General features: G+C 58.4%; 16 protein-coding genes and 1 pseudogene. 7 read left to right on the top strand and 10 right to left on the bottom strand.

Translation table 11 applies throughout. From position 1 onward, the window contains the following. Positions 1-96 precede the first annotated feature (96 nt). Positions 97-246, top strand: a pseudogene (locus tag ACVWZ1_RS11810) (Uma2 family endonuclease); the annotation flags it as partial. Here the strand turns inward: ACVWZ1_RS11810 and ACVWZ1_RS11805 are convergent. Further along, complete coding sequence (locus ACVWZ1_RS11805) at positions 224-2,002, bottom strand: flavin reductase (RefSeq protein WP_457503459.1); 1,779 nt, start codon at positions 2,000-2,002, stop codon at positions 224-226. The pseudogene ACVWZ1_RS11810 and the gene ACVWZ1_RS11805 overlap by 23 nt on opposite strands. Positions 2,003-2,356: 354 nt before the next feature. On the opposite strand from ACVWZ1_RS11805, the gene ACVWZ1_RS11800 reads away from it, so the two are divergent. Continuing rightward, complete coding sequence (locus tag ACVWZ1_RS11800) at positions 2,357-2,587, top strand: DUF2555 domain-containing protein (protein WP_414350197.1); 231 nt, start codon at positions 2,357-2,359, stop codon at positions 2,585-2,587. 34 nt (positions 2,588-2,621) lie between these two features. Here ACVWZ1_RS11800 and ACVWZ1_RS11795 read toward each other — a convergent pair whose 3' ends face one another. The 3 genes from ACVWZ1_RS11795 to pdxA all read right to left on the bottom strand — a co-directional run bounded on the left by ACVWZ1_RS11795 (position 2,622) and on the right by pdxA (position 5,599). Continuing rightward, a complete protein-coding gene (locus ACVWZ1_RS11795; protein WP_457466833.1) occupies positions 2,622-3,278 on the bottom strand; it encodes a hypothetical protein in 657 nt (218 codons plus the stop codon). Positions 3,279-3,365: 87 nt separating this feature from the next. Continuing rightward, positions 3,366-4,481: an aldo/keto reductase gene (locus tag ACVWZ1_RS11790; RefSeq protein WP_457503460.1), complete on the bottom strand. Its 1,116-nt coding sequence runs from the start codon at positions 4,479-4,481 to the stop codon at positions 3,366-3,368. 29 nt (positions 4,482-4,510) lie between these two features. Continuing rightward, entirely contained in the window at positions 4,511-5,599 is a 1,089-nt protein-coding gene (pdxA, locus tag ACVWZ1_RS11785; protein WP_457466832.1) for a 4-hydroxythreonine-4-phosphate dehydrogenase PdxA, read from the bottom strand. Positions 5,600-5,800: 201 nt separating this feature from the next. Here pdxA and ACVWZ1_RS11780 point away from each other — a divergent pair, with 201 nt between their 5' ends. Next, complete coding sequence (locus tag ACVWZ1_RS11780) at positions 5,801-6,781, top strand: alpha-ketoacid dehydrogenase subunit beta (protein WP_414355766.1); 981 nt, start codon at positions 5,801-5,803, stop codon at positions 6,779-6,781. Between the two features lie 23 nt (positions 6,782-6,804). Here the strand turns inward: ACVWZ1_RS11780 and ACVWZ1_RS11775 are convergent, their stop codons facing one another. Next, positions 6,805-8,046: an RNA-guided endonuclease InsQ/TnpB family protein gene (locus tag ACVWZ1_RS11775; RefSeq protein ID WP_457503458.1), complete on the bottom strand. Its 1,242-nt coding sequence runs from the start codon at positions 8,044-8,046 to the stop codon at positions 6,805-6,807. Between the two features lie 134 nt (positions 8,047-8,180). On the opposite strand from ACVWZ1_RS11775, the gene ACVWZ1_RS11770 reads away from it, so the two are divergent. Then, complete coding sequence (locus ACVWZ1_RS11770; protein ID WP_457503457.1) at positions 8,181-9,146, top strand: GDP-L-fucose synthase family protein; 966 nt, start codon at positions 8,181-8,183, stop codon at positions 9,144-9,146. Here the strand turns inward: ACVWZ1_RS11770 and ACVWZ1_RS11765 are convergent. The 3 genes from ACVWZ1_RS11765 to ACVWZ1_RS11755 all read right to left on the bottom strand — a co-directional run bounded on the left by ACVWZ1_RS11765 (position 9,143) and on the right by ACVWZ1_RS11755 (position 12,451). Further along, positions 9,143-9,880 carry a DevA family ABC transporter ATP-binding protein gene (locus ACVWZ1_RS11765; protein ID WP_457503455.1) on the bottom strand — a complete coding sequence of 246 codons (738 nt, stop codon included), beginning with the start codon at positions 9,878-9,880 and terminating at the stop codon, positions 9,143-9,145. The genes ACVWZ1_RS11770 and ACVWZ1_RS11765 overlap by 4 nt on opposite strands. 225 nt (positions 9,881-10,105) lie before the next feature. Beyond that, a complete protein-coding gene (gene devC, locus ACVWZ1_RS11760) occupies positions 10,106-11,290 on the bottom strand; it encodes an ABC transporter permease DevC (RefSeq protein ID WP_011433169.1) in 1,185 nt (394 codons plus the stop codon). 9 nt (positions 11,291-11,299) lie between these two features. Further along, the gene (locus ACVWZ1_RS11755) at positions 11,300-12,451 is read right to left on the bottom strand and encodes an ABC exporter membrane fusion protein (RefSeq protein WP_414329074.1); all 1,152 of its coding nucleotides are present in this window, start codon (positions 12,449-12,451) and stop codon (positions 11,300-11,302) included. Positions 12,452-12,745: 294 nt separating this feature from the next. Between ACVWZ1_RS11755 and murC the strand changes: the two genes are divergently transcribed. The 3 genes from murC (at position 12,746) to ACVWZ1_RS11740 (ending at position 15,599) form a co-directional block, all read left to right on the top strand. Next, positions 12,746-14,275: a UDP-N-acetylmuramate--L-alanine ligase gene (gene murC / locus ACVWZ1_RS11750; RefSeq protein ID WP_457503454.1), complete on the top strand. Its 1,530-nt coding sequence runs from the start codon at positions 12,746-12,748 to the stop codon at positions 14,273-14,275. Then, a complete protein-coding gene (murB, locus tag ACVWZ1_RS11745) occupies positions 14,272-15,222 on the top strand; it encodes a UDP-N-acetylmuramate dehydrogenase (protein WP_457503453.1) in 951 nt (316 codons plus the stop codon). The genes murC and murB overlap by 4 nt, the downstream gene beginning before the upstream one ends. Positions 15,223-15,332: 110 nt before the next feature. Next, complete coding sequence (locus ACVWZ1_RS11740) at positions 15,333-15,599, top strand: hypothetical protein (RefSeq protein ID WP_414329076.1); 267 nt, start codon at positions 15,333-15,335, stop codon at positions 15,597-15,599. Positions 15,600-15,648: 49 nt separating this feature from the next. Here the strand turns inward: ACVWZ1_RS11740 and ACVWZ1_RS11735 are convergent, their stop codons facing one another. Together ACVWZ1_RS11735 and ACVWZ1_RS11730 are read right to left on the bottom strand one after the other, a co-directional pair. Then, entirely contained in the window at positions 15,649-16,299 is a 651-nt protein-coding gene (locus ACVWZ1_RS11735; RefSeq protein ID WP_457503452.1) for a cadmium resistance transporter, read from the bottom strand. A 4-nt stretch (positions 16,300-16,303) separates the two neighbouring features. After that, positions 16,304-16,621 carry a hypothetical protein gene (locus ACVWZ1_RS11730; RefSeq protein ID WP_414375130.1) on the bottom strand — a complete coding sequence of 106 codons (318 nt, stop codon included), beginning with the start codon at positions 16,619-16,621 and terminating at the stop codon, positions 16,304-16,306. Positions 16,622-16,637 lie beyond the last annotated feature (16 nt).

The raw sequence follows: 16,637 nt of genomic DNA, 5'->3' as shown, positions 1-16,637 counted from the left end.
TTCGCGTCAGCGGGACGGAGTCCTTGAAGCCCGCACTCTTTCGCTTTAGCGGCGCGGAGCGCTTTGCGTTAGCATGAGTGCGGGAGTATGTCACACGATTACTCTGTTTTGATATTTGCCCCTCAACAAGAGCCAGAAATTTGCCGAGCAGATCGTCAGCTTAAGGTGATCGATGGGATCCAGTTAGCACTGACTCCACAACAAATCTTTGTTCTCCAATACACTACCCCCGCCGCATGGCCGTAACCCCCGTGGGATCCAGCACCTTGCCCCGTTCCACCTCGGCATAGACCAGGTAGCGATCCCCGCAGTCCATCCAAGTTTTCACACGGCACTCCAGGTAAGCTAAGGCATCCAACAAAATGGGGCAGCCATTTTCTGCAGTGGCCGTAGCCAAGCCGGCAAAGCGATCTTCTCCAGGGCGCTGGGGCCGCTGAAAGTGCCGTTGCAAATTGCTACCTTTGCCTTCCCGCAAGATGTTGAGCACAAAGGGGGCCTGGGGATAGGTCAGCAATTCGGCTTCTTGTTCCTTGTTCACCGACAGGGTTAGCCCTGGTGGATTGAAGCTAGCCTGGGCCACCGACCAGGTGAGGAAGCCGCGGCGGGTCTCTCCTTGCAGGGCGGTGACTACACACAGGGATCCCACCACCCGGCTCAGGGCTTGCCCAACCCGATCCGCCTGAGTTTCGCTGCTGGTTTGGCGAGGGGCGCGGGCTCGTTTGGCTTTGCGCAGGGCCTGAGCAAACTGGGATCCCGCCTCTTGACAGGCTTCCAGGATTTCAGGGGTGGGCTTAAACTTGGCGCGGATCGTCTCAAACCCCAAGGAAAAGCCGGCATTGAGCAACTTACTCTCGATGAGATCCACCGCTTCTCCGCTCCAGCCGTAGGAGCCAAAAACCCCGGCTAACCGGGTGGTGGGAACCGAAGAAAGGATGATGCCGAGGGCGGTTTGAATTTGCACCGGGGGATGGCCAGCCAAGGTCGGGGATCCGACAACAAACCCCTGGCAGCGCTCCAGAGCCTGGGCAATCTCTTCCGGGGTGGCCCATTCGCAGTTGATCCGCTCCACCTTAACGCCGGCTCGCTCCAACCCTTGGGCTATGGCCATGGCCATCAAACCTGTATTCCCGTAAGCAGAAGTGTACAGAAGAGCTACCCGCTGCTCGCCGGGATCCTCCTCGCACCAAGTGTGGTAGTCCAACCGCAACCGCCGCAGGCTGTGGCGCACCAAGGGGCCGTGGGCAGGGGCATAGATTTGGGCGGGAAATTCTTCCAACTTGGCCAGGGCTGCCTTCACCTGGGGCAATTGGTTGCGGTGCAAGCAGTCGAAGTAGTAGCGACGGTCTTCGCTGAGCTGCCGCCAATGCTCGTCAAACACCTGCTCATCGCACACATGGGCGCCGAACAGCTTATCGGTGTAGAGGATCCCGGTAGCCGGATCGTAGGTACAGAGGGCATCGGGGTGGCGGGGTGTGGGCACGGTGCGAAAGTGCAACTCATGCCCTTCTCCCAAATCCAGGCGATCCCCATCTCGGATGACCCGCAAACGGAAAGACTGGTCGCCATTGTAGAAAATGCCCAGATCGGCGGCTTCCTCTTCGTCGCGACTGCGGGGCAAGGGATCCATCTCTTCAAAGGCGGCCCGTAGCGTAATGGATCCCGGCTTGGAGCAGAGCACCATCGCGTAGGGAGCCAGAGGCAATAGGGCTTTGAGAGTGGCAATGCGGTTAAAGTTGACGTGGCTGAGCAAAATAAAGTCCAACCGCTGTAGGTACTGGTGTTGGGCCAGCTCTTCTAAAAAGATGCTGGTGAACGATTCCCCCGGAGGATCGATGAGAAGGGTTTGGCGGGCCTGGATGAGGTAGCTATTGGCAGTGGTGCCCCGTTGCCGAGCGTATTCCAGCTCAAACTTCAGGCGATCCCAGGTGCGGGAGCGGAGAACCAACGTGGACGGGCCGATAAGGGCAACTTGGACATCGCGGGCGGGGATCTTGCTCTCCATAGCAGCCTCCGATGCGGTATCTGTCCTCACCTTGCCACGAAACTGGAGGAATGGGGATCCCTTTTCAGAGTTTCGGGAGAACAGGGGTTGGCTTACCCAAAAGTTGGGTCTGAAGCCCCGTTCTACCCCTACGCGGAACTCAACCAGTAGGGCGGCTTTTGTGCTACAGCAAATACAGTGGCGAGAAGACTCAACTGCCCAAAAAACCACACGACTGTCTTAAAGCTGTTCACGCAGTGTTGCTAAGAAATACCAGTAATTAAGAATTTTCTCCCTTTGGGACAGGGAGTATTCAAGTTTTTGGCCAGCGAAAAGAAGAGGCTAAGATCGGCTTGTAGCGTGTTCAGGCTGCCTATGTCTGCCCGATCCAAGTCCAAAGTGGAAGCCCCTGCTAAGGGGATGGATCCCCGCCAGTTTACCGAAGCTGAGGTGGCGGCAATTGCAGAGCGGTTGGAGCGCAATGAGTATCCGACCGTCTTTGGCTGCTTGGAAGACTGGCATGCCCTTCGAGCCGTTGCCTTTTATGCTCCCCACTTGGTGGCTCCCTATGCACACCTGTTGGAGTGGGAAGTGGATGAAGATTAGGACTGTCTTCGCAGTTCCGAAGGGATCCCAGTGCTCAGGCCGACGAGGGGGGAGAATTTCCGTCAGAGCCTTGCCTGCGAATCAGGTAGCGCACTTCTTCAAGGAGAACGTTGAACCTCTGATCCGTTTCCGCTTGCCGTTGGTTGATGGCCTGGATGGCGCGTTCGTGCTCTCGTTGTAGAGCGGTGAGGGTGACAAGAGCTTGAGTCACTTCCTCTGCCCACTCGGCAAGGTGAGCTAAGTCAGAGCGGGTCTCGCTGACAACTTGCTGTAGCTCTCGCAAGCTTTGAGCCTGAGCAGCAGCTTGTTCAGCAAATTCGGCGCGGCTTTCTTGGATGGACTGACGCAGCTCCTCGATTTCCCGCAGACGGGCGGCGTTCTCCTCGGCAGACTGGGCGCGGCTTTCTTGGATGGACTGACGCAGCTCCTCGATTTCCCGCAGACGGGCGGCGTTCTCCTCGGCAGACTGGGTGCGGCTTTCTTGGATGGACTGACGCAGCTCCTCGATTTCCCGCAGACGGGCGGCGTTCTCCTCAGCAGACTGGGCGCGGCTTTCTTGGATGGACTGACGCAGCTCCTGGATGGATTGGCAGAGCTCCCGGATTTCTCGGCTGTTGGCAGCAGTCTGTTCAGCCGTCCAAGCCAGCAGTTGCTCCACTCGGTCTAAGCGGTCTTGGCTCTGACTATTCACTCCGATGCCTCGCCTTGTGATGCAATCGATAAACTCCATCCGATTATAAGTGGAGTTAAGCTCAGCCAAATAGGATAGGTGGAATGGTCATTCCCAGAGCCGCCGGATCGGAGACCGATGCAGCAACTGGTGGGCTTCGGCCAGCAACTCCGGGATCCGCAGATGCTCTGGGCAGCGGGGCAAGCAGTCACCGCATTCGGTACAGCGGTCGGCAGGTGACCCCGGAAACCAATGCCCAGCTTGGCCGAACATGTTGTAGCGGTACTGGGCAAACTCCGTCATCTCGTGGGCAATGGCCAAGTTGCGCAACCGCAGCACTTCGGGAATGTGGATCCCTTCTGGGCAGGGCAGGCAGGCGTAGCACTGGGCGCAGCGGCTGGATCCCAAGCGTTCCTGCTCGGTTTGGCGCAACCGTTCTTGCACCTGAGGGCCATTTACCCACCACCGGTCGGGATCCCGTAAGGCCGACAAGGCCACCTGCAACTCCTCAGGATGGGTGATGCCTAGGCTGAGGGTGTGAACACGGGGATCCGCCAGCAAAAAACGATAGGCAAATTCCAAGGGGCTGAAAGGGGCACAGCACTCCTGCAGGTGTTGGGGCGGGCGATAGAGCATTCCCCCCTTATCGGCGGGAGAAATAATGAACACGCCCATATCCTGCTGGGCAGCTGCTTTTAGGGCCGGTGCATTGCGCTGTTGGAAAAAGTGATAGTGCAAATTAACAAAGTCAAAGCATCCTGTCTGGATGGCCTGCAAAATTAACTCCAGGGATCCATGGGTGGAAAAACCAATGTAGCGCACCCAGCCTTCTTGCTGCATCTGCTTGAGAATCGGCAACCCTTTCTGCAGCACCCACTCCAGATGTTCCGGCAAGTTGATGCCATGAAAGGCAAATTGATCCAGGTAATCCACCCGCAGACGGCGCAGGGATCCCTGAAGCCGCTCCCGCAACCCATCTGTGGGCGTGAGCTTGCTGGTGAGAATCAACTGATGGCGGGGAAGGGGCAGAGTTTGCAAAATCTCGCCCAAGAGCACCTCGGCATGGCCATAAGCCTGAGCCGTTTCGATGTGGTTGATCCCTGCGGCTAGGGCTGCCTCAACGGTTGCCTGAGCCTGAGCCCTGGGCACATTGACCAAGCGCATGCTGCCCAGAGAAAAAACCGAGACAAGCTGTCGGGTGCGCCCAAAGCGACGGTAAAGCATTCCGGTTGAGGTAGCACCGGCAACTTCCATCAAGCCACCCCCTGGAAACGAGAAACGGCCTCAGATTGTCGGGTACAGACGGCATTTCCCTCAGGGGATTGGGGGTTTTTGCCCAGCAGTTCTGCCGCCAGCAGGATCGCCTGCTTAAGGCTCTCGCACCGGGCCACCCCTTGGCCGGCAATGTCGAAGGCGGTGCCATGATCGGGAGAGGTGCGAACAAACGGCAGCCCAATTGTCAGGTTAACCGCCCGGTCAAAAGCCAGCATCTTCACCGGGATCAAGCCCTGATCATGATAGAGAGCCAAGTAGGCATCTGCCACAGTTGGGGATCCCTGGCCATGCCAGGCTTGCGCGGGAGCCAGCCACAGGGTGTCGGGGGGAAGCGGCCCCCAAATTTGGGCGTGGGCATAGGTGCGCAGCAGCTCGGTCAGCCATTCTTTTTCCTCAGATCCCAGTTGCCCCTGTTCGCCGGCATGGGGATTCAGGCCGGCTACTGCAATCACAGGATCCCGGATCCCAAAGGTGTGGCGCAGGGATCCCACCAGCACATTCAGCGCTGTCCGCACCCGCTCTGGGGTCAGCACGGTGGGCACTTGGCCGAGGGGAATATGGGTGGTGGCCAGCAAAACCCGCATCTGCCAACCGCTGTGGGGGGAACGGGCGACAAACAGCATCCCGTAGCGTTCAGACCCACTCAGTTGGGCCAAAACTTCCGTTTGGCCAGGGAACCGGTAGCCAGCTTGATGCCAGAGATATTTGGCGATGGGTGCTGTCACGATCCCCTGAAACTCCCCCTGCAACGTCCGTTCGACCGCCGTTCTCAGGTAAGCAAAACTAACCGCACCACTGTCGGCATCCCCTTGACCGACACGGCCAGGCTGCAACCAAAAGCCCGTGTTGCATTCCAGCATCGGGATCCCTGCCGGATGGGCCAACGGAGCCGGCGACCGATCCCTCAGCAGGCGATAGGTGGCTTCTAGAACCTGCCGATCCCCCACAACCGTGATGTGGGCGCAAGACCGCACCTCAGGATCCGCCAGCACCTTGAGCACAATTTCCGGCCCAATTCCCGTGGGATCCCCCAAGGTCAGGGCCAGTTTGGGCAGTGCGAGGCTCATGGTGTCTTTATCTTGAGAAGACAGATCTTGAGAAGACAGATGATCTCCATTTTGCAGGGGAAGCAGAGTGCCGACAAAAGCTGTGGGGTAAGGTCGCCATCCCTCTGAGCCAGAATGCTGAGCTCAGCCTATCCAGTCATCTGCAAGGGGATCCATGCCGGCAAAATGGTTTAATGAGGGTTTAGCGATATTTGACCTCATATGGCCGAGACATTCCTTTACAACGCCTTGCGTGCTGCCCTCGACGAAGAAATGGCCCGGGATCCCAACGTGTTTGTTTTGGGAGAAGATGTCGGCCATTACGGTGGCTCCTACAAAGTCACCAAAGACCTGTATCGCAAGTATGGGGAGATGCGCCTGCTGGATACCCCCATCTGCGAGAACAGCTTTACCGGCTTGGCCATTGGGGCAGCCATGACCGGCTTGCGCCCGGTGGTGGAAGGGATGAACATGGGCTTTCTGCTCCTGGCCTTCAACCAAATTGCCAACAATGCCGGTATGCTTCGCTACACTTCTGGGGGCAACTTCAAGATCCCGATGGTCATCCGCGGGCCGGGCGGGGTGGGTCGTCAGTTGGGGGCAGAGCACTCGCAGCGGCTAGAGGCTTACTTTCAAGCGGTGCCTGGGCTCAAGATCGTAGCCTGTTCAACGCCTTACAATGCCAAGGGCTTGCTCAAGTCCGCCATCCGCGATGACAACCCCGTTCTCTTTTTCGAGCATGTGCTCCTGTACAACTTGAAAGAAGATCTGCCAGAAGAGGAATACCTTTTGCCTCTGGACAAAGCCGAAATCGTCCGATCTGGCTCCGATGTTACCCTGCTCACCTACTCCCGCATGCGCTACCACGTGCTCAAGGCCGTGGACACTTTGGTGCAGCAGGAGATCGACCCTGAGGTGATCGACTTGATCTCCCTCAAGCCTCTGGATATGGAGACCATTGCCGCTTCGGTGCGCAAAACCCATCGGGTGATTATTGTTGAGGAAGACATGAAATCGGGTGGCATTGGGGCGGAACTGACGGCTCGCATCATGGAAGAACTGTTCGATGAGCTGGATGCGCCGGTGGTGCGTTTGGCTTCGCAGGACATTCCCACCCCCTACAACGGCACCCTGGAGGCAGCCACCATCGTGCAACCTGCAGATATCGTGGCGGCGGTGGAGCGGCTCCTCTACGCGGATTAGAACCCCTACAAAACAACAGTAAACTACCCGCACTCATGCTGACGCAGAGTGCTCCGCGCCGCTAAAGCGAAAGAGTGCAGGCTTTCGGTAGCCCTGTAGTTGGCAAGCCAACCACGTTCGCGAAGCGAGCCGTAGGCTTGACCTCTAGGCTGGTTTACAGCAGCCCCCAAAAGCGCAATCACATTCGCACCATTCAAGTCCGCATCCCCTTCCCATCCACAGTGCCCACACTTAAACTTCTTCCCACTGCGGTAGGACTGTTCAGGGTCGGGATGAATATGCAAGCACCGGTGGCAGGTCTGCGACGTGTAGGCAGGCGGAACAAGAATCAGAGAAACCCCTGCAACCCTCGCCTTGTATTCCAGAAATTGACGGAGTTGGTAGAACGCCCAACTGTTAGCCCTGCGCCGCTCGGCTTTGCTGCGGGGTTGTTGATTGACCCTTTCCCGAATCCCTGTCAAGTCTTCCAGAGCAATAGCGCTGTTTGTGGCCTTCGCCCTAGAGACAACAGCCTTGGAGATGCGATGATTGAGCCAGGCTTGAAAGCGCCTCTCCTTGCCAGACAGCCGTTGCAACAGTTCTCTGCATCTGCGCCGGGAACTGCGGGTGCCCTTACTGGCTTTTTGCTGGAGTACCGCTCTCAGCTTGGAATAACGGTCTCGGACTCTGCTCAACTGCTGTCCATTCCAGTTATCTCCTGCCGATGTATGGGCAATATCTGTCCTTCCCAAATCCACACCCAGTACCCTGTCCGTGCGTTGGCGTGGAAACGGTTCCGTTTCCACACAGATTTGGATTTGAATGTAGTAGGAACCTTTGCGCTTGACCAGAGTGGCCGATTTGGGATTGGAGCCCGCCAGCTTTTCTCTCTGGTAATGACCAATCGCCAGCTCAAAGCGTTCTCGACCCTCCACCGTGGTCAGCGACACCGTCCAGTCTTTCTCGCGAAATGAAAAGATACGAGCGTCATAGGTCGCAAAGCCCCCCTTGAACGCTTTGACCGGGCGGTTTTTCTGTCGGGCGACCTTACGGGCACCTGCCAGCCGTCTGCAGACCTGCTGAGCCAAGTTACTGGACAAGCCGAACCGGGCACGGATTTGGTGGTAGCCCAGAGATTGAAGTTTAACGGCGTTGGCGACTTTCTCGGGTGTGTTTTGGTTGACCCAGTTCAAGGCTTGGCCGAAGGCATCCAAGGTCGCGTCCAACTTTGCGGCTTGCGACTGAGACACCTTGAGCTTGCAGGAAAGGGTCAGGACTTGGGTCATGGTTGTATCGTAACTCCGCATTCCTCCCGACCCTCGTCCTACGGACAGAGGGCGGGGCTCCTGCGCTAGTAAGCTGAAATACGGCTATCCCGTCTGCAGCATAATGAAAGCCGGAAGTTCTCTGCGTCGGATCTATGCCCAACAGCTTGCCCAGCTCCGTCGATCTCAGCCAGAAGCGCATTTTGCTCACAGGGGGCAGCGGCTTTTTGGGCAAACATGTGCTGCAACAGTTGCAGGTGCTGGGGGTAAAGCCGGAGCAGGTGCGCATCCCGCGCTCCCGCACCCAGGATCTGCGCCGTTGGGAAGTCTGCCAAGAGGTGGTGCAAGGGCAAGATATCGTCATCCATTTGGCCGCCCACGTGGGTGGCATCGGCCTCAACCAAGCCAAGCCGGCAGAACTCTTCTACGACAACCTCATCATGGGATCCCAGCTCATCCACGCCGCCTACCTGGCCGGGGTGGAGAAGTTTGTCTGCGTGGGCACCATCTGCGCCTATCCCAAGTTCACCCCCGTTCCCTTCAAGGAAGAGGATCTCTGGAACGGCTACCCAGAGGAGACCAACGCCCCCTACGGCATCGCCAAGAAAGCCCTGCTGGTGCAGCTGCAGGCCTACCGGCAGCAGTACGGCTTCAACGGCATCTACCTCCTGCCGGTGAACCTCTACGGCCCGATGGACAACTTCGACCCCGAAAGCTCCCACGTCATCCCAGCCTTGATCCGCAAAGTGCATGAAGCACAGCAACGGGGCCAAAACTACGTCGAAGTGTGGGGGGATGGCAGCCCCACCCGCGAGTTTTTCTACGCTGAAGATGCGGCCCGCGGCATTGTCATGGCCACCCAGCTTTACGACGGGGCGGATCCCTTGAACCTGGGCACCGGTGAAGAGATCTCCATCCGGGATCTGATTGCCCTCATCTGCGAGCTGATGGAGTTCCGGGGAGAGATCCGCTGGCAAACGGACAAGCCCAATGGCCAACCCCGCCGCTGTCTGGATGTCTCCAAGGCCCGAGAGAGGATGGGTTTTGTGGCCAAAGTCGGCTTGCGGGAAGGGCTGCAGCGCACCATCGATTGGTACCGCCGCCACGCCCAAGCCAGCTAGGCAACGACCTGGCTCTCCAGGCGGCCATCTTCCATGTGCAGCACCCGATCCGCGATGTCCAGGATGCGGTTGTCGTGGGTCACCATGAGGATGGTGCAGCCCTGCTCCCGCGCCAGCTTCTCCATCAGGGTCACCACCTCGCGGCCCGACTTACTATCTAGGGCTGCCGTGGGCTCGTCCGCCAGCACCAGCTTGGGATGGCTAACCAAGGCGCGGGCAATGGCCACCCGCTGTTTCTGCCCTCCCGAAAGCTGCTCAGGGTAGTAGTGAACCCGATCCCCCAGACCCACTGCCGCCAGCATTTCTTCTGCCCGCTGCTGCACCTGTTGAGGAGCAAGGCCATTGTGTAGCTCCAGAGCCATGCGCACGTTTTGGGCTGCCGTCAGAGAACGCAGCAGGTTGTGGGCCTGGAAAATGTACCCCACCTGGCGGCGGATTTGGATAAGAGTGCTGGGCTGAGCTCCCCGCAGCTCCTGCCCCAACACCTGCAAGCTGCCCTCTTGCACCGAGCGCAGCGCCCCCAGCAGTGTCAGCAGCGTGGTCTTGCCGGAGCCGGAAGGGCCGGTTAACAGCACGATCTCCCCCGGCTGCAGGACGAAGTTAATGTCGAAGAGAATCTGCTTGCGCAGGGATCCCTCGCCGAAATAGTGGTTTACACCTTCGGCTTTCACCACTGGCTCAACGGCATTCTGGGCAGAAGCAAGGGCAGCTTGATCGAGAAGAGGAGTCAGCATAGGAAACTCAAAATCTCAAAACTTTGCGTTGACAACTCATTGACCACTTAGGCCGTCATTTGGAGCGTTGAGATGAGACCATTTAGAAACCTTTGGCCGGAGAGCGTTGATGAGGATCCCAGAAGTTTTTAGACAGCCTAGCTCAAACCCTTCACCATCCATCCGATCCCCTTTGGCAGACTATTGACTTACCAACGCCCCGGCGCCCTGCCCACAGCCAAAACTCTAGAAAATGTCGGCAGGATCCGCTGCCCGCAGCCGTCGCACGGCAATCGCTCCTGAGATGAAACACATGCTCACCGCCAGCCCCAGCACCAGCACTGCCCGGTTGAAGGTCATGGCAATAGGCAGCAACGTGGCATTGGCCGTCAAATCGTAGAGCAAAACCGACAGGGCAAAGGCAGGAATGTACCCCAAGCCGGCCAGCAGGAGCGCCTCCTGAAATACCACCCCCAGCAGGTAGGTATCGGTATAGCCCATGGCTTTGAGAGTGGCATATTCCGCCAGGTGATCCGACACATCGGTGTAGAGAATTTGATAGACAATCACAATGCCGACAATAAAGCCCATGCCCACCCCCAGGCCGAAAATAAAGCCGATGGCTGTGCCCTCTTCCCAGTAGGTTTGCTCCATATCGATAAACTCCGCCCGTGAGAGCACCCGCACATCTTCCGGCAGCAAAGCCCGCATCTGCCGCACCAAGGGATCCGGATCCACACCCGGCTGGAGTTGCACCACGCCGATATCCACTAGGCCGCGCCCCCGCTGCGGAAAAATGCGCAGGAAATTGAGATCGCTGGTGAGGATGGTGCCGTCGGCTCCGAAGGTGGCCCCCATCTCGAACAGGCCCCCCACCTGGACGCGGCGGTTTCCCACCTCAGTAACCACCTCTCGCCCGGACTCAAACCACTCTGGGATGGGGCCAAACTCGCTGCGGGAGCGGCGGTCAAACAGCACCACGTCCGCCTTTTTGATCTCTTCCAGCTTGTCCGGCGTCAGTTCCGGCAAGTCCAACAGATCAGCCGAGGGATCCACTCCTACCACAAAAATGCTGCGGGTACGGCGGGTCTCTGGGTTTTTCCAGAGGGCAAAGCCCACATAGACAGGCGAGATGGCCCGCACCCCCTCAAAGCCCAAAGCCTGATACAGCCGCCGCTGGGAGAAGGTGTTCATGGCAATCAGGGCGTTGGACTGAGGGCTGACCAGGAAGATCTCTCCCTTCAGGGCCACGTGGAAGCGGATGGCACTTTCCAGCAGACTGTCTTGGAAGCCCAACTGCATGAACATCAAGATGCAAGCAAAGGCAATGCCCGCCAGGGCCACCAGCAGGCGGATCTTCTCCCGCGTCAACTGCAGCCAGGCCAACGGGATCCGATGGGCGATAAAAGCCACACTGAACAGGCTGTACATGGGCTGAGCCTACCCCTCGACATCGATGGCCACATTCACCTGCAGGTTGGTCAGGCCAGCCACGCGGGCGCTGCTCTCCGGATCCAGGCGGATATACACCTCTACCACACGGGCATCCACATCGGCAGCTGGGTCGGTGTTGAGCACATCTTTCTTGCCAATCTGCAGGCCTACCCGCTCCACTCGGCCCTGCAGGGTTTCTGGCAGAGCGCGGTTGCTAATGGTGGCCTGCTGGCCTGGCCGAACCCGCAAGATGTCTGTTTCGTAGACCTCGGCCACCACCATCATTTGGTCAGTGTTGCCCAGCTCGAGAATGCCCTCGCCGGCGGGGATGACCTCTCCAGGGCGGGTGTGGATCTTGAGCACCTGTCCAGCACGGGGAGCGCGGATGAGGGTGCGCTCTAGGCGAGCTTCTGCCAGTTCCAGATTGCGGGCCAGGGATCCCAGTTGGACTTGGGCTTGGGCCAGACTCAGTCCCGCCTCGGCAGCTTGGACTTGGGCTTGGGCATTGAGCAGATCCCGCTCACGGGCCAGGCGCAGTTGGCTCAGGGTGGCCTCGGCAGCCCGCAGATCCTCCTGTCGTTGCCGCACCAGCAGCCGGCGTTGATCCAGCTCTTGTTGCGAGATTGCTCCTTCCTGCCAAAGCTCCTGAAAGCGAGCCAGATTGGCCTCGGCATCGGCCAGCTCTGCCCGGATACGCTCCACCACCGCTTCCTGGGAGCGGATTTGCATCTGTTGCGGCTCGTCCAGACGGCTGAGGCGGGTGCGTGCCTCTTGGATTTGGGCCTGACTGAAACGGGTCTCGGCCTGCAACCGGGCGCGGGCTTCTTGAAGTTGGGCGGCAGCGTACTCTCGCTCCGCCAACCGCTCGGCGTAGCTTTCCAAGCGGGCCAGCACTTGGCCTGCCACCACGCGATCCCCCTCGGCCACCAGCAGCTCTCCCAGCCGTTCTCCGGGGGAACCGGCAATGCGCAGCACTTCCCCCTCCGGCTCCAGGCGACCCAAAGCACCAACTTGCGGAGGCAGCCGCATTTCCACCGTTGCCTCTGCACTTCCCGATACCGACTGTGTGGCTCCCTGTTGGCTCAATCCCAGCCATGCCAGACCGGCACAACCAAGCAGCCCGACTCCTGCCAGCGACCAAAGCGCTCGTGGGTTCATGGCCTTTTACCCGCTGTGGCTTTGCAGACGACAAACGCCGCCTCTTTTTCTTAAATAAGTGTAAAGTTTTTGGGATGAAAATGTCCAGCTGTATTCTGTGTTGCTTGTGCTCACCGTATTTTCACCCCCTGTGGGTTCCCCAAGGTGCCGGCAGATCACGGCAACCGGTGGGGCGCAGCCTACCTAGCTCTGGGGATTCCTGATATGATGTGGCCTGTTCGAACCTGTTTGTAGTCAGCAGAACGCAGTCCTTTTTTTGGAGTGTGGCGGTTTTAGGAGTGGGGTGGAGTTGCGATGGTGGAAACAGTTGGAGGAAGGGATCCCATCCCGCCGTTGCCGTTTCCGTCTCAGCCTCCGCCCCTGCATTTGGATCCCCTAGATCCCTTGCTTTCCACCTATCACTTTGTGGGCATTGGTGGAGTGGGGATGTCGGCTCTGGCCTATATCCTGGCTAAACAAGGGTTTCGCGTTTCCGGATCCGACATTGTCGCCAATGGCCGTACCCGCCGACTGGAAGCTTTGGGGGTGCGCTTCTTTCAGGGCCACAGCTTGGAGGGGTTGGTCGGGGATCCGCAGGTGGTCTATTCCAGCGCCATTCGCCCCACCAATCCAGAATTGGCCGCTGCCCTGGGCAAAGGATTGACGGTTTGGCATCGGGCGGACTTGTTGGCGGCTCTGTTTAACCATCGCTCCGGCATTGGGGTGGCCGGCACTCACGGCAAAACCACCACCAGCAGCATGATCGGCTATGTGTTGCTCTTGGCGGGCTGGGATCCCACCTTGATTATCGGCGGGGAAGTGGATGCCTGGGATGGCAATGCCCGTCTGGGCAAGGGGGAGTATTGGGTGGCCGAGGTGGATGAGTCGGATGGATCCCTGGTGCGGCTCTATCCCAAGATTGGGGTGATCACCAACATTGAGCTGGATCACCCCGATCACTACGCCGATTTGGGGCAGGTGATCCGGGCTTTTCAACAGTATGGGCAGCAAAGCCAAACGCTGGTGGCCTGTCTGGACTGTCCCAACGTGGCGGCTCACCTGGCGGTGGATGTGGGTTACAGCCTGACCGGTCATCCCCAAGCCCAGTACCAAGCTCGCCAAATCCTCTACACTGCCAATTCCACCTGCGCTGAGATCTGGGAAAAGGGATCCCTGCTCGGCCAGCTTCGCCTACAGGTGCTGGGATCCCATAACCTCAGCAATGCCCTGGCGGCGGTTGCCGTTGGGCGACAGTTGGGCTTGGAGTTTGCGGTGATTGCCTCAGCTTTGGCGCAATTTCGGGGGGCGCATCGCCGCTTTGAGCACAAGGGGGAAGTGGGTGGAGTCACCTTTATCGACGACTATGCCCATCATCCCAGCGAGATTCGGGCCACTCTGCAGGCAGCCCGTCTGCAACAGCGGCGGGTGGTGGCCGTGTTTCAGCCTCATCGCCACAGCCGTTTGGCTGCCTTGTTCCAGGATTTTGCCCGCTGCTTTGGGGAGGCGGACGTGGTGGTGATCGTGCCCACGTATGGGGCAGGAGAGCCGGCGCCTGAGGGTTCCGACAGCTTGCGCTTGGCCGTGGCGGTGGCGGAGCACCATCCCCATGTGCGCTATGTGTCGTCTTTGCCGCAATTGCCGGAGGTGTTGCCGTCCGTCCTGCAGCCTGGAGATCTCGCCGTTTTTTTGGGCGCAGGGGACTTAAATCAGCAGATAATCGCTACGATGCGGGCATATGCGGCTCAGGCTGGGGAGCAACCCTTAGTGGACTCTGGAGGGGAGCTGCCGGGAGAAGCCGAGAACTCGGTCGGGGAGATGGTGTCTGCTGAGGTGTTGGCATCATGACTACAGCTCCGGTGGTGCTTCCGCAAGGCGATCCCTGTGGCCCCGATACCTCAAGTTTTGCCCGACTCTCTGGACGAATTCAATCGGGGATCCCGTTGGCTCCTCTGACCACCTTTCGCGTGGGCGGCAAAGCGGAGTGGTATTGTGAGCCCCGTAGCCATCTGGAGCTGCAGCAGTGTTTGGCTTGGGCGCGAGCAGAAGGGATCCCCACGACGCTGCTGGGGGCAGGTAGCAATCTGCTCATCAGCGATGCCGGGTTGAAGGGGCTGGTAATCGGCACTCGCCGTTTGCGCGGGATCCAACTGCTGGAAGGGGGGAGAATTTGGGCCGCTGCCGGAGAGCCTTTGGTCAATCTGTCGCGGGCCGCCGCCAGGCAAGGCTGGAGTGGGTTGGAGTGGGCGATTGGGATCCCGGGCACCCTGGGGGGAGCCGTGGTGATGAATGCGGGTGCCCACGGACGCGCCATGGCGGATGTGCTGGTGGAAGTGCAGATTTTGGATGAGGAGCAGGAGCCCTGCCGCCTAGAACCTGCCGATCTGCAATTTGGCTATCGCCGCTCTCGCCTACAGGACTCCCCCTGGACGGTGACAGGAGCGACGCTGCAGTTGATCCCAAGCAGGGATCCGTCCCAGGTGCAGTGGGAAACCCAGCGCTACCTCAACCAACGCCTGAGCTCTCAGCCCTATCATTTGCCCAGTTGTGGCAGCGTCTTTCGCAACCCAGAGTCTCACCCTGCCGGCTGGCTAATCGAGCAGGTCGGCTTGAAGGGGTACCGCATCGGTGGGGCCCAAATTTCAGAGCGCCATGCCAACTTCATCCTCAATTGCCATCAGGCGAGTGCCAAGGACATTTACCGCTTGATTCGCTTGGCCCAGGAAAAGGTCTATCAACAATGGTCGGTGCTTTTGGAGCCGGAAGTGCGCATTCTGGGATCCTTTGAGGATTAGAGGAGCATTGGGCAGACAATTTAGACTGTTTTCTTTTGGTGATTTTGATGATTCTGCTCTTAAACTGTTCTTACCAGCTTAGATGCTCGTCGATTCTTTCCTATCGGCTTATGAGTCAAGATGCAGCCACCTTACGTCGTTTAATTCAACGGCTCAATCAGTCCCACACCACTGCGGAAGAACGCCGCTATTTGGTGGAGATCGGCAGCTTGGCTGCTTTGCTCACCCCGGAAGAGGCTGCCGCTTTGGCCCAGGATCCCAAGCAACTCACCGCCGAGCAGCACTATCGCATTTGGGACTGGGTGCATCGCTGGGAACGGGAGCACCGCCACGAAGATCTGGACTGGGATCCCTCCCTAGACCGACACAACGACTAGAACTCGAAAGAATCCCGTCCCGCTATCACGAACAAATCCCGGCCAGAGTCTAAGACAAAAGCCATCTCCAAGTCTCATTTTTGAACAGGATCCACACCCCCAAGCCCATGAGAATCCAGGGCACCCAGTGTTCTGTCCGTTCCGTTAAAACCTTCGCCACTGCAGGCTGCATCGTCAGTTTTTGAGCCATTGCAAACCACAATCCCTTCATCAGAAAAAAGATCGTGGAAAAAAGGGCCAACTGAGGAGGGGTGCTGCCGGCAAACAGAGGAACGTACAGGCTGACATTATCTCCACCATTGGCAAAGGTGAGGAGCATGGACATCAGGGCTGGTGGGGGCAAAAAAACTGACCAAGCCTTTTGGGTTGGGCGCTCTCGCAACTCTTCCAACTCTTTTTCCAAGGTTTCTTCAGGTTCAGGTTGCCACAATTTCCAACCGCCTACCGCAACCGGGATCAACCCCAGCAGCCCAATCGCAGGTGGCGGCAACAGCAGGCCCCCCAGGTATCCCAGAGAGCTGAGCAGGATCAACCCTGCCAAGCCCAAGTAGCCTCCCAGCCAAATGTGCCAGCCCTTCCACAGGGGTTGCAGCTGCGCCTGGGCAAACAACAGAACCAGCAAGAAAAAGTCGTCGATATGGGTGGCAACAAAAGCGAGGATCCCTTCGACTAAAGTTGCCCAGAAAATTGCCAGCGGCATAGGGTTAAGAAATGGGGAAGATGGCGCTGATATCGACGAGGTGAAACTGAAGCAGCCCAACAATTGCCGAAGTATAGGCGGTAGAAGAAGCCAGCCCAATCAAGAGATCGCGTTTCATATTGCGGGGTTTCTCGCCTTTCTCGACGACATCCGTAGCGCCAAACTGCATCATGAGAATGCCTATCAAGTTGGAGAGCCAGTACCCCACGAGAGTTCCGCCCAAAAACCACTGTGGCTGCCACAGGCTACAAAGGTAGCCAAACCCATAGGCAATCGGCAGGTTGAAAAACAAGTCATTCCACCAGGAAAGGGGAGACAGCATAAACCCCAAAACCAGT

It is taken from the genome of Thermostichus sp. MS-CIW-25 (genome assembly GCF_054060015.1).
This window is presented reverse-complemented; position numbering and strand designations above follow the sequence as displayed.